Source organism: Porphyromonas sp. oral taxon 275 (assembly GCF_018127745.1).
In the GTDB taxonomy this organism is placed as follows: domain Bacteria; phylum Bacteroidota; class Bacteroidia; order Bacteroidales; family Porphyromonadaceae; genus Porphyromonas.
On sequence record NZ_CP072333.1, the window covers coordinates 570,273 to 582,460 of the forward strand.

Annotated in this window: 10 protein-coding genes and 1 tRNA gene; 1 reads left to right on the forward strand and 10 read right to left on the reverse strand. The window is 60.2% G+C overall.

All coding sequences use genetic code 11. The annotated features are described in order from the left end of the window. Positions 1-2: 2 nt before the first annotated feature. Both J4862_RS02265 and dapA read right to left on the reverse strand, forming a co-directional pair. The gene (locus J4862_RS02265) at positions 3-632 is read right to left on the reverse strand and encodes a YigZ family protein (RefSeq protein ID WP_249107437.1); all 630 of its coding nucleotides are present in this window, start codon (positions 630-632) and stop codon (positions 3-5) included. Between the two features lie 13 nt (positions 633-645). Then, positions 646-1,563 carry a 4-hydroxy-tetrahydrodipicolinate synthase gene (gene dapA, locus J4862_RS02270; RefSeq protein WP_211789126.1) on the reverse strand — a complete coding sequence of 306 codons (918 nt, stop codon included), beginning with the start codon at positions 1,561-1,563 and terminating at the stop codon, positions 646-648. 173 nt (positions 1,564-1,736) lie between these two features. Between dapA and J4862_RS02275 the strand changes: the two genes are divergently transcribed. Further along, positions 1,737-2,387: an outer membrane beta-barrel protein gene (locus J4862_RS02275; RefSeq protein ID WP_211789127.1), complete on the forward strand. Its 651-nt coding sequence runs from the start codon at positions 1,737-1,739 to the stop codon at positions 2,385-2,387. Between the two features lie 105 nt (positions 2,388-2,492). On the opposite strand, the gene J4862_RS02280 is transcribed toward J4862_RS02275, so the two are convergent. The 8 genes from J4862_RS02280 to J4862_RS02315 form a co-directional block, all read right to left on the reverse strand. After that, complete coding sequence (locus tag J4862_RS02280; protein WP_211789128.1) at positions 2,493-4,085, reverse strand: PAS domain-containing protein; 1,593 nt, start codon at positions 4,083-4,085, stop codon at positions 2,493-2,495. Between the two features lie 11 nt (positions 4,086-4,096). Next, positions 4,097-4,381 (reverse strand): cupin domain-containing protein, encoded by a 285-nt coding sequence (locus tag J4862_RS02285; protein ID WP_211789129.1) that lies wholly within the window; start codon positions 4,379-4,381, stop codon positions 4,097-4,099. 256 nt (positions 4,382-4,637) lie between these two features. Continuing rightward, positions 4,638-5,726, reverse strand: coding sequence for a mannose-1-phosphate guanylyltransferase (locus J4862_RS02290; protein WP_211789130.1), 1,089 nt, complete (start codon positions 5,724-5,726; stop codon positions 4,638-4,640). Positions 5,727-6,215: 489 nt separating this feature from the next. After that, positions 6,216-7,598, reverse strand: a complete 1,383-nt coding sequence (gene xseA / locus J4862_RS02295; protein WP_211789131.1) for an exodeoxyribonuclease VII large subunit — start codon at positions 7,596-7,598, stop codon at positions 6,216-6,218. Between the two features lie 11 nt (positions 7,599-7,609). Then, complete coding sequence (locus J4862_RS02300) at positions 7,610-8,080, reverse strand: Lrp/AsnC family transcriptional regulator (protein WP_211789132.1); 471 nt, start codon at positions 8,078-8,080, stop codon at positions 7,610-7,612. Between the two features lie 288 nt (positions 8,081-8,368). After that, positions 8,369-8,443: transfer RNA gene (locus J4862_RS02305), tRNA-Pro, on the reverse strand. A 108-nt stretch (positions 8,444-8,551) separates the two neighbouring features. Further along, positions 8,552-9,835: an anaerobic sulfatase-maturation protein gene (locus J4862_RS02310; RefSeq protein WP_211789133.1), complete on the reverse strand. Its 1,284-nt coding sequence runs from the start codon at positions 9,833-9,835 to the stop codon at positions 8,552-8,554. Between the two features lie 41 nt (positions 9,836-9,876). Continuing rightward, the gene (locus tag J4862_RS02315; protein ID WP_211789134.1) at positions 9,877-12,150 is read right to left on the reverse strand and encodes a bifunctional (p)ppGpp synthetase/guanosine-3',5'-bis(diphosphate) 3'-pyrophosphohydrolase; all 2,274 of its coding nucleotides are present in this window, start codon (positions 12,148-12,150) and stop codon (positions 9,877-9,879) included. Between the last annotated feature and the right edge of the window lie 38 nt (positions 12,151-12,188).

The following is a 12,188-nucleotide window of genomic DNA, read 5'->3' on the forward strand; positions in this document are numbered from 1 at the left end:
AGTTAGTCTTTGCTTGATTGCTTGATAGTGAGGCCGTAGATGGCTCCGAGCCGCTGCTCTAGCTCTGGGATCTTGGCCTGGCGCAGCTGGAGGCGGAGGATACAGCTCTCGCGGAAGTCCTGTGCCTTTACCTCAGCCTCGAGCTCCTTGACGTGGCGCATGACGAGCCCCATGAGCTCGTAGCTAAAGTGGAGCTCGATCTCCTCGGTGAGGATGCATTCCTTTCGCTCGGCGGGCTCGAGGGCGGCTAGTGTTGCCTCGCGATAGGCTTCGATCAGTCCGCTGGTCCCCAGCTTAACTCCGCCGAAGTAGCGAACTACGAGCACGATGATCTCTGTTAGTCCTAGTGAGGTGATGATCCCTAGGATGGGCTTCCCAGCCGTCCCCGAGGGTTCTCCATCATCGTTGGCGCGGGTCGTGCCGCCATCTGGTCCTAGGCGATAGGCCCAGCAGACATGACGCGCATCGTAGTAGAGGCCGCGGATCGTGGCGACGTGTGCTAGCGCTTCCTCCTCAGTCGTGACGTGGTAGGCAAAGGCGAGGAACTTGCTCCGCTTCTCGGAGTAGTTGCCCTCTGATTCGCCCGCTATCGTCCAGTAGCTATCCTTTATCTCGATTAGCTCTTCGCTCACGGTTTACCTTGTGCTAGCCTCTCCGTCCTTGTTCGTAGTGGATCAAGCTCTGGGCTGCCTGGCCTAGCTTGGTCTTGAGCTCCTCGCTGACGGGAACTAGAGGAAGGCGCAGCTGCTCACTTGCGATGAGCCCCATCTCTAGGAGGAGGGCCTTGATTCCTGCGGGGTTCCCCTCCTGGAAGAGTAGGGTGTTGATCTGCTGCATCTCGGTCTGTATCATGTCCGCCTCGGGATACTTCTGCTCCATCGCCAGATGGATGAGCTCCGAGGTGAGCTGGGGGAAGGCGTTACCGACTACAGAGATGACTCCTTGAGCACCCTGCTGCATGAAGGCGACGCTGAGGGCGTCATCCCCTGAGAGGACTACGAAGTCCTCGGGAAGCTCAGCTGAGGTAATCTGTCCTGCCTGCTGAGGGAAGCCCGAGGCCTCCTTGACCCCCATGATGTTGTCGAAGTCACGAGCTAAGCGTACGACCGTGTCGGAGGCCATATTGACCCCTACGCGCCCGGGTACATTATATAGGACTATGGGGAGACGGCTGCAGCGAGCGAGGTGGGCGAAGTGCTGATAGATGCCCTCCTGGGAAGGCTTGTTGTAGTATGGGACTACGGAGAGTATTCCTTGAATACCCTCGGTGTCGAGGTCTGCAATGCGCTGCCCGATCTCTCTGGTGTTGTTTCCCCCGAGGCCGATCATGATGGGGCAGCGTCCAGCCACCTCCTCTATTACGAAGCGGGTGACCTGATCACGTTCCTCGCGTGTCAAGCAAGGGGATTCCCCCGTCGTCCCATGGACGACGATAAAGTCCGTCGCTTGATTCTTCAGTAGGTGGTTGAGTAGAGTACGTAGGCTCTGATAGTCTACCTCTCCTCGCCCGTCGAAGGGGGTGACGAGGGCTACTCCTAGCCCACGGAATGCATGCTTGCTCATACGCTGTCGTCTGACTAGAGGGCTCTGCCCTCCTGCTTGTGATGGAGCAAATATAATGATTTTTGACTAGTATTCGTAAGGCTACGTCTTGGGGGCGGCAGGCTATCTGTTTGATAGCAAGGGGACTTTTAGTTACCTTTGCACCAGGTAAGTGTAATCGTAATAATATGCAAATGGTAAGTGTTAAGAAACTTGGGCTCCTAGCCCTTGGGCTCCTCATCGGGGCTTCCAGCATGTCAGCCCAGGTCCTGGGCCCATTGAACTACCGTGCTGAGGTCGGTACTACATTCTCTAAGATCTCAGCTCTCGGCCTTGGGATGAACGGGGATAAGGGGAAGCAGTTCGTGAGCTTCCGCGTTGGGGGGAGCGTCGTGATGCCCTTTGAGGGGACTGCCTTGAGCTTCAACCCTGGGCTCTATCTCCTGGGACGTGGTGAGAAGCAAGGCTCGCTGCTGGCTACTCAGAAGGATCCCTACGAAGTAAGTAGCTATGCGCTGCAGCTCCCTCTCGAAGTCTCGCTGATGCTGGCTGAGTTCGACGAGAAGCAGCACCTCTATATCAACGCTGCTCCCTACGTAGCCTATGGTCTCAGCGCTAAGCTCTCTGGTCATGGCGAGAGCGTCAATCTCTACAAGCAGAAGATCTTCCGCCGCATGGACGTCGGTGCAGGGGTGAGTCTCCTCTACAAGTATCGCAAGGCCTTCCTACGCGTGGGCTTCGACACGAGCCTTATGGGTCAGGTCAAGGGCGCACACGAGGCACTGGTCAATGTCGGCACCTCACGCTTCTTCACGACTAATATCTCTGTAGGCTATCAGTTCTAATCTACGCAAGTAAAGTACGCTGCACGCAGCGTCTCGATAAGGCATCGCCCCCTGTGACCCGATGGTCACAGGGGGCGATGTTCGTTTAGGGAGGGCTAAGAGAGCCTAGCCCTGATGCTGGGTGATACGCTGGAGGATGGCTGCACGCAGCTCCTCGAGTGGCATGCCGCTACGCTCGCTCATCATCGCCAGCGTTGCCTTGGGGATCATGATACGCGCTAGGGGCGAGGAGAGCATCTTGAAGGCTGGGTTGATCTCTGGGAGAGCTTGCTTGAGCCAAGGGTAAGCCTCCAGTAGCGCCTTGAGGCGCGTCTCGGGGCCTAGCTCCAGGAGCTCAGAGGTAGAAGGGGTGGGCTCTGGGCAGATTTCTTCTGGCTCGTGGGCTACCTCGGGCGCAGCTGCGGGAGCTGCCTCAGCCTGGCCCTTGCTCGCTTCCTTATTGCTCTTATCCCAAGTCAGCAGCGTGCGCGAGCCCTCGAGGCTACGGATGCGTGTGCAGTCCTGCATCATCTCCAGGACGCCGCGGAAGCGTCCCTCGGCATCGCGCACGGCGACGTAGTAGATGTAGATGAAGAGCCCAGGCTTATTGATCCAGAAGTCTACCGAGTCCTGCTCCCCGCTGCGGAACTTCTCGATGATCTCCTCGACCAGGTGCACGCTGGTACGGGGGTGACAGTTCTTGACATCGCGGCCGATGACATTCTTGCTGCGGGGGAAGACGCGGTGCTCCGTATCGGTGTAGAAGCGTACGATCTCCTGCTCATCGACGTAGGAGAAGTCCACGGGCATGTGCTTGTAGACGAGGTTGACCTGCTCAAGCGTCATCTGCCCTGTGGCTAGCTCGAGTAGCTGATCGGGGCTGGAACCACCGCCGAAGCCGTACTTGCCGAGGAGCTGAGCCAGTTCGCCTGCGAAGCCTGTAGCTGAGGCCTCTTCTTGCGTGGGGGCACTTGCCTTGGGCTGCTCACTAGCCCCCACTGTGATCCAGGCGAAGCCGATCTCTCGGTCGCCAGCCTTCATCTCCTCAAATTCCCGAGGGCTGATCATCGCCAGCGAAGTGGGGTAGAGGACGGTCTCCTCCTTCTGCATCAGGTCGAGCACGTCGGCGACGATGGTCTTCTGCTCGGCGATGAAGGCCTCATCCTGATCCTCCTCCAGAAGGCGGCGCGCATCGCGGATCTCGTCGCGGACGAAGTCGTCGAGGAGCCACATGGTCGTCGTCGGGCGGTCGAAGCCCTTGCGCTCTAGGATCGAGTAGAGCTGGTTCTGCTTGCGCGAGAGGTGTGTGCGCCACTTCTGCAGCTCGTCGTAGAGCCCCAGCCACTCGTTCTTGATGACGGGATAGGGGGCGAGGCGCTCGACTTCCTTGAGCCACTTGCGCATCTCGTCATTCTCGCGGTAGTAGCACATGATGGGGTGCTCGGGGGCGAGCTCGGGGCGTCCCGTGTCGAGCAGCCCGTCGAAGAGCAGCATCATCTGCTGGATGTCCTCCTTGCGGCATTCATCCTCCTCGAAGGTCTTCAGCTCCTGCTCCGCCAGCGCTAGCTCATAGGGGCGGATCTTCTTGACCTGCTGGCGTAGCTCGGCCTGTGCCTCCGAGAGGCTCAGCTGCCCCGCCAGATAGCGCGCCTTGATGTCAAGGACGCGCTTGAGCTTTTCCATATCCACCTCAGGGAGGTGCTTCCTCATATCTTCCATGCTCGCTGCTCTTAGGGGCGCTTGACCAGGGATACGAAGAACTCGCTATCTACGAGCGCCTCGATGGAGATGGTTGCCTCACCTGGGAAGCTGAGTACCGTCCCAGGGCTGAGGCGGTGCTCCTCTACGCCGTCTAGTATGGTCTTGACCTCACCACGGACGATGGTGAAGTATATCTCGTGGTCGAGGTGGTCGTGTGCGGGGATGACCTTCCCCTGGGGGAGGTTGACGTGTACCAGCTTGAAGTGTTCTTCCTTGATGACCTGACCGAAGTCCTTGATCTCTGTTGCTATCATGATCTTGTAGCTATATATATAGTGTGTAGCTCCACTTGGGAGGGGCTGCAGTAGGCTTGTCCTAGCCTAGATCGCTGCAGTTAGGATGAGGGCAGGAGCTGAATGATCCCTCTGTAAGCAAAACAAGGCATGGGGCACTTCGGTTGTGCCCTGCTCTTAGCTGTAATGATCGAAGCCCCCAGCGCCAGCGGCTCTACTCGTCGGAGTATAGCTGCTGGGGCTGGGGGCTTCGCTGTAGTATCTGCGGTGTGGGAGCTTAGTCGAACTTCTTCTCGAAGCGGAGCGAGATCTCGCTCATGAACTCGCGGATGCGCTGCTCCTGGTCGCGCTTGCAGATGAGCAGGGCGCCCTGGCTCTCGGAGATGATGCAGTCGTCGATCCCCTGGACCACCACGAGACGCTCGCTCTGGGTGCCGTCCATAGAGACGATGTTGCCGCTGGCCTCGTAGAAGAGCACCTCGGTGTGTAGGGCTACATTCGCCTGCTCGTCCTTATCCTTGAGGCTGTAGAGCGAGCCCCAGGTGCCGAGGTCTGCCCAGCCGAAGTCTACCGGCAGCACCATCACATTGCTCGCCTTCTCGAGTACGGCGTAGTCGATGGAGATATTGGGGCACTCGGGGAAGACCTTGCTGATGGTCTCCTGCTCCCTAGGTGTGGCGAAGCAGTCCTTAGCCTCCTCGAAGAGCGTGGTGAGGCTAGGAAGGTACTCCTTGAAGGCCTCTAGAATGCTGGGGATACTCCAGGCGAACATCCCGCTATTCCATAGGAACTCTCCGCTCTCGAAGAAGACCTGAGCCATCTCGCTATTGGGCTTCTCGGTGAAGGTCTTCACCTTGTAGAACTCTTGGTCGGGCTCCCCGACGGTCTGTATATAGCCGTAGCCTGTCTCTGGACGTGAGGGACGGATCCCGAGGGTCGCCAGCTGGGGGTGGGCTGCCACGTAGGCCAAGGACTTGCGGATGGCCTCGACGAAGAGGTCCTCGTGGAGGATGAGGTGGTCTGCCGCGGTGACGATGACGTTGGCCTTAGGGTTCTTGGCCTGGATGTGGTAGCTAGCCCAAGCGATGCAGGGAGCGGTGTTGCGCCGCATCGGCTCCAGTAGGATCTGACTTTCCTGTAGCTCGGGGAGCTGCTCGAGGACGAGCGCCTTGTAGCGCGCGTTGGTCACGACGACGAAGTTCTCCCGAGGGATGACGCGCGCAAAGCGGTCATAGGTCATCTGTAGGAGCGTGCGTCCCGTGCCGAAGATGTCTAGGAATTGCTTAGGCTTCGCCTCGCGACTGAAGGGCCAGAAGCGGCTACCTACGCCGCCGCCCATAATGACGCAATAGTTGTCTGTATGCATCCTGGTGCTTGTGGGTGTGGATCTTGCGATCGATGAGTTCCGTGACGAATCACTTCACAAATGTATACAATAAAGCCGAGACTGCAAGGCATTGGAGTGCTTGCTCTAGTCGGGACGCTCCATTTGCCTTAAGTGCTGGGGAAGTAGCCCTTGGGAGAGCCCTTCCGTCACGGTAAAGCGCTAGCCTGCGTCGAGCTGTCGGAGGCTCCCCGAGGTGCAGGCTGTGAGCTCGGTGGGCGAGGGGGCTTGGGTACAGCTTAGGAGAAGGCGCAGCGAAGTGACAGCCTTGCCCCAGCTCCCTGAGGGATATCCCTCAGCCTCGTCACAGGTATTCCTCACGCGTGTCACTGACGTCCCTCAGCGCCCGCACTGATACCCCTCAAGAGTGCTCCCCTTATGCTCGGAGCCTTGCTGGGGCTTGTGCGTCCCTTCGCTATTCCTAAGGGGAGGGTGGAAGTAGAGGCCTCAGTGCTGGCTTCGCTTTGGGGGCTAGCCCTCTACGCGTACGCGTATTGAATCTTGGTAGAAGCAGAGCTCCAGTTCCTCGCCCTTCCGCAGTTCGCTGGCCGAGGTCTGGATCTGGCCAGCGCGCTTGACGATGCTGAAGCCTCGCCGTAGAATGTTGTCGGGGTGGGAGAGCCGTATCGCCTGCTCGTAGTGCTCTAGCTGCTGATAGCTGCGACTGCGTAGATGCTCGAGTAGCAGTGGAAGGCGCAGCAGCGGGCGGTGCAGCTCCTGATGGGCCTCCTGTAGGCGTAGGCGAAGTAGATCGGGAAGGCGGCGCCCAAGCTGTCCCAGCTGGAAGTCCGCTCGGCGTAGGGTGGCCTGGGTCTGTAGGCCTAGCTGCGACTGCTGCTGGGTGAGGCTGTACTGTGCCCGAGCGATGCTGCGCTGTGCAGTCTGCTGCAGGCGGCTGCTCAGTAGCTGTAGGCTTTGGCCGCGCCCCAGGGAGAGGCGCTCTAGGAGTCGGGGTAGGCGCTCGCTGCAGTAGGCGACGCGTCCTAGCTCGGTCGCAAGCCCCTCGATGAGGTAGCTAGCGACGGCCGTCGGTGTCTTGAACGAGCTATGGGCCACCAGGTCGAGGACGGAGACGTCTCGCTCGTGGCCTATACCGGTGATGATGGGGAGGGGGTACTGGGCGCAGCTCTCGCAGAGGCGGTAGTCGTCGAAGGCGCGCAGCTCGCTGACGGCGCCCCCGCCTCGGATGATGACCACGGCGTCGAAGTGCTCCTGGTACCTAAGTATACGCTCGAGGGCTGAGAGGATGGAGTCCGTCGTCTGCTCCCCCTGCATCTGCGCACGGAAGAGGGCGGTATAGAGCTTGACCCCGTAGCTATTGGCCTCGATTTGCCGCATGAAGTCCCCGTAGCCCGCTGCGGTGGGCGAGGAGATGATCGCCAGACGCTGCAGCGGCTCGGGGAGCTCCAGCTCCTTGTTCATCTCGAGGAGCCCCTGTCGCTTTAGGCGGGCTATGGTCTCCTGTCGGAGGCGTGCGAGCTCGCCGAGGGAGTAGCGGGGGTCGATGTCGGCGATGTTAAGGCTTAGTCCATAGAGCTCGTGGTAGCTGAGACTGACCAGCGCCAGCACGTTCATCCCCGAGCTGAGACTGCCTAGCCCCTGCTGGGCGAGTGCCCGCTCGATCTGCTGGTAGGCTGTACTCCATATAGTAGCGCGTACGCGCGCGACGATATCGCCCCCAGCTCCCTTCTCTAGGAGCTCGAGGTAGCCATGGCCTCCCGCGCCAGAGCGCCTTAGGTCGCTCACCTCAGCACGTACCCAGTAGCGTGTCGGGTAGGTGTGCTCGATGCAGCGTCGCACCGAGCGGAGGAGCTCGCTGAGGCTGAAGGAGCGGAGGTTCGCGCTATCCTCCATCGTGTCTCGGACTATTGGGGCGGCTGATTGGGGATGTGGATGCTACGCTCGAAGCTCACGTCCAGCGAGATGAGCGTCTCCGTGGCTGTGACCCCAGGGATCTCCTGGATGGTGCCGTTGAGGATGCGCATGAGGTCGTTGTTGTCCGTAGCGTAGAGCTTGATGAGCAGGGTGTAGGGACCCGTCGTGTAGTGGCACTCGACGATCTCGGGGATGCGCTCCAGCAGGGCCGCTACCTCCTTGTAGAGCGATCCGCGCTCCAGGCGAACGCCGACGAAGGTGCAGGTGTTGTAACCTAGCATTTTGGGGCTGACGTGGTACTTCAGTCCAGTGATGATGCCATTCTCGATCATGCGCTGCAGGCGCTGGTTGACGGAGGAGCGCGAGCTGTTCTCCCCTTCTGCCACGTTGCGTAGGGGGACACGAGCGTTCACGGTCAGTCGACGCAGGATCTTTAGGTCTAGTTCGTTCAACTTCTTCATTGGGACTCTGAATCTTGCTATTTGCTGTGGTTCGTTTTCTACAAAAGTACGAAACTTTCCTACGATATAGCATTTTGTTACAATTTGCAGGGTGGGGGAGCTCCTCGAGCGTATGCGGGAGGGTGGCTGAGGCCTTTGGTGCGAGGTGCTCCAGGGAGGGCGGAGCTCCGCCAGCCTTTACTAGGATAGTGTTGTGTAGTGTCGGAGAGGAGGGGTCTTCCTTTGTGGGCCGATCGTTGTGGGTAAAAAGCAAAAGGCATCGACAGCTGTTGCTATCGATGCCTTCAGTCGGGATGACTGGATTCGAACCAGCGACCACTCGCCCCCCAGACGAGTACTCTAACCGGGCTGAGCTACATCCCGCGGTGCTTCACTCGAGACTTTGTCAGCCTTTCAGCGTGCTTATCTCTCGTTTGCGCTGCAAAGGTAAATACTTTCTCGCAAAGTACCAAATCTTGTGTTTTAGTAAGGCTAAGTATTGCGTCCATCCTGCATTCGTGCCCATTGCATGACCTGGGCGGGAGGGAGCTCCTGCATGAGGCAGGCCTTCATATAGTCCATGTAGGGAGCGACGTGATCCCAGTATTGGTAGTAGCCCTTGCAGAGGTAGTTATGCCCGGGTTCGCCCTCGAGGCTGTAGCCGAAGCGGTTCTTGGGACACTCGCCCCAGCAGGCGAAGAGGTATTCGCACTCCTGACACTGGCGCGTGAGCCCCGTGCGCTTGGCTCGGCCGAAGCGCAGCTGCTCGGGCTGGTCCATAAGGCTGCGGATGGGCTGCTCGGCGATATTGCCGAGGCGGTAGCGCGGGTAGACGAAGTGGTCGCAGCTGTAGAGGTCGCCATTATGCTCGAGGGCGGCAGCGTGCCCGCACTCCGAGGTGAAGATGCACACCCCAGGGGGGACGCCCACCCAGTTGGCTAGCGTCGCGTCGAAGAGCTGGATGAAGTAGCGCCCCACATCCTGCCGTACCCATTCGTCGAAGATCGTGGTGATGAAGTAGCCCCACTGCTCGGGCTGGACGCTGTAGGGGGCAAGGATCACCTCATCATCCCCGTGCAGCTCACGCTCCTCGGGACGCTCCGTGATGAAGGGAGCCTCGACGAAGGCGTGGCGCTTAGCCCCTGGGCGTAAGCGCTCGACGATGGGAGCAAACTGGATGTAGGGATTGCCGATGGCCTTGAGGAAGTGGTAGAACTCCAGCGGCTCGTCAGCGTTGAAGCGATTGACCGTAGCAAGGATGTTGAAGTCCACACCTCCGTCCTGCAGTAGCTTGACGCCACGCATGACGCGCTCGAAGGTCGGGAGGCCCGAGACCGTCCTGCGGTAGCGGTCGTGCATCTCCTTGGTCCCGTCCAGAGAGATCCCGACGAGGAAATGATGCTCACGGAAGAAGTCGCACCACTCCTTGCTGACGAGGAGCCCATTGGTCTGCAGCGTGTTCTCGATGAGACGTCCCTCGCCGTAGCGCTGCTGCAGCTCGATGGCCTTGCGGTAGAAGGAGAGCGGCCTCAAAAGTGCCTCCCCGCCATGCCACGTAAAGGTCACGGGGGTATCCTTGGGCTGTGCCTCGATGTACTGACGGATGTAGCGCTCGAGGAAGTCCTCGGGCATCATCGTGCGGGGCGTCGGGTCTTCGTCCTGCTTGTACAGGCGCTCCTTGTCGAGATAGTAGCAGTAGTCACAGCGCATGTTGCAGGCAGCGCCTGCAGCCTTGGCCATGACGTGTATAGGGCGGTGCTCTGGGGCGGTGCTCATAGTATTATAGGGAGAGGGGAGGGCGTCCCTAAGCTCAGGGCCTAGGGACGCTCGCTGAGCTCAGAGAGGCGGTAGGCCTCGTGGATGGCTTCGTTGCGTCGCAGTAGGGCGCAGATAGCCTCGACCTGGGAGACGCCTAGCGTGCGCAGGCTGATGACGCCCTCGAAGACGCCATCCTTCGCTGCCATCTGGATCGCGGTGATGCTGACCTTGAAGTCCTCGAGCAGCACCTGCGTGATCGCGTTGAGCAGCCCGCGGCTGTCGATCCCGCCGATGACGATGCTGGTCTCGAAGAGGGGGCTATGCTGCGCACCCCATACGGGGGCAAGTAGCTGGTCGCCCTGAGTCGTCTTGTAGCGTGTGGCCTCGGGGCAGCTGCTGCGGTGCACCACGACTTTGCCTGATCCGTCCTCGATCCCGAGGATATCGTCCCCAGGGATGGGGTGGCAGCAGGGGGCCATACGGTAGCGTATGCCGTAGCCGTCTTCGGTGAGCTCGAAGCGGTGGCTGTGGTCGACGTGCTCCTGGCCCTCGGTCTCTGTACTGCCCTTAGTACCCTTGTCGCGGCCTGAGCTGAAGAGCCCTCCGATGGCACGCGACACACGTCCTAGCCGTCCCTCGCCCTTGCCACGCAGTACGGCGTCTAGGTCCTGCGGCAGGGAGAAGCTCCCGTCCCCGATATGCCGCAGGAGCGTGTCGGGACGGTCGAAGCTATAGAGGTGCGTGAGCTTATTGATGATGTCGGAGGAGAGTGGGCGTCCTGTCTCGGCTAGCGCGGCCTCCAGCAGCTCCTCGCCGCGGGTGACCAGCTCGCGCTGGTGGCGGCGTAGAGCCGTCTCAATCTTGACCTTGGCGTAGGCTGTGGTGACGAAGTCGAGCCAGCTCGGCTCGGGGCGTACGCTTCGGCTGGTCAGGATCTCCACCTGGTCACCGTTGGTCAGCACCTGGGAGATGGGTACGACCTTATGATTGACCTTAGCGCCGATACAGCGGTCGCCCAGGTCGGTGTGCACGGCGTAGGCGAAGTCCAGGACGCTGGCCTGTATGGGCAAGGTGATGGTGCGCCCCTTGGGGGTGAAAGTCGTGATGTCGTTGGCATGCAGGCTGAGGTGCACCGTGTCGAGGAACTCCATGCCCTCGCTGTCGGGGTGATTGAGTACCTCGCGGATGGTGTCTAGCCAGATGGTCAGCTCGCGATCCTCCTCGACCTCGTTGCCCTTGTAGCGCCAGTGGGCGGCCAGCCCTTGCTCTGCGATCTCGTTCATCCGCTGGCTACGTATCTGCACCTCGACCCACTGGGCGTCGGGGCCGAGGACGGTCAGGTGTAGGGCCTGATAGCCGTTGCCCTTGGGGGTGGAGATCCAGTCACGCAGGCGCTCGGGGCGGTTGCGGTAGGTCTCGGTGATGGTGGTGTAGATGTCCCAGCAGCGGTTCTTCTCGGGGTAGCCGTCCGAGCTGTCGAAGATGATACGCACGGCGAAGAGGTCGTACACCTCCTCGAAGGGGATGCCCTTGGTCTGCATCTTGCGCCAGATGGAGAAGCAGCCCTTGACCCGCGCCTTCATCTCGTAGACGAGCCCCATGGCATCGAAGCGCGCCTTGAGCGGCTCGGCAAAGCGCTGGAAGAGATCCTCACGTCCCGCCTCGCTCTCCTGTACCTTACGCAGTATCTCGCGGTAGGCCTCGGGGTGCTCGTAGCGGAAGGAGAGGTCCTCTAGCTCTGTCTTGATGGAGAAGAGCCCCAGGCGATCAGCCAGTGGAGCGTAGAAGTAGGCCGTCTCACCTGCGATCTTGAGCTGCTTCTCTGGCTTCATCGAGGAGAGCGTGCGCATATTGTGCAGGCGGTCGGCGATCTTGATGAGGATGACACGGGCATCGTCGCCTATGGTCAGCAGCAGCTTGCGGATGTTCTGCGCCTGCAGGCTGTCGATCGGCTGCGTGACCTGCTGGGCTGAGATCTTGGTCAGCCCCTCGACGATCTGGGCGATCTTGTCACCGAAGTGATGCCGTATATCCTCCACCGTGTACTCGGTGTCCTCCACCACGTCATGCAGCAGGGCGCAGCAGATAGAGGTCGAGCCGAGCCCGATCTCCTTGCACACGATACGCGCCACGGCGATGGGGTGCAGGATGTAGGGCTCGCCACTGCGGCGGCGTACGAGGCCGTGGGCATGCCGCGCCAGGCGGAAGGCTCGGTCGATGATCTCCGTCTTCTTGCGGTGCGGGGAGTTGACGTAGTCGTAGATGAGTGCTTGGTATTCGCGCTCGATCAGCGCCTCTTCCTCGGGGCTGAATGCGGTGTAGAGCTGTTCCATAGCTACTGTCCTGTACGTGGTGTGTCGCTTGTCTTGAC

Excerpts from the sequence above, each read along its gene's own strand:
- dapA (WP_211789126.1), bottom strand. The coding sequence starts at position 1,563 with ATGAGCAAGCATGCATTCCGTGGGCTAGGAGTAGCCCTCGTCACCCCC.
- J4862_RS02275 (WP_211789127.1), top strand. The coding sequence starts at position 1,737 with ATGGTAAGTGTTAAGAAACTTGGGCTCCTAGCCCTTGGGCTCCTCATC.
- J4862_RS02280 (WP_211789128.1), bottom strand. The coding sequence starts at position 4,085 with ATGGAAGATATGAGGAAGCACCTCCCTGAGGTGGATATGGAAAAGCTC.
- J4862_RS02285 (WP_211789129.1), bottom strand. The coding sequence starts at position 4,381 with ATGATAGCAACAGAGATCAAGGACTTCGGTCAGGTCATCAAGGAAGAA.
- J4862_RS02290 (WP_211789130.1), bottom strand. The coding sequence starts at position 5,726 with ATGCATACAGACAACTATTGCGTCATTATGGGCGGCGGCGTAGGTAGC.
- xseA (WP_211789131.1), bottom strand. The coding sequence starts at position 7,598 with ATGGAGGATAGCGCGAACCTCCGCTCCTTCAGCCTCAGCGAGCTCCTC.
- J4862_RS02300 (WP_211789132.1), bottom strand. The coding sequence starts at position 8,080 with ATGAAGAAGTTGAACGAACTAGACCTAAAGATCCTGCGTCGACTGACC.
- J4862_RS02310 (WP_211789133.1), bottom strand. The coding sequence starts at position 9,835 with ATGAGCACCGCCCCAGAGCACCGCCCTATACACGTCATGGCCAAGGCT.
- J4862_RS02315 (WP_211789134.1), bottom strand. The coding sequence starts at position 12,150 with ATGGAACAGCTCTACACCGCATTCAGCCCCGAGGAAGAGGCGCTGATC.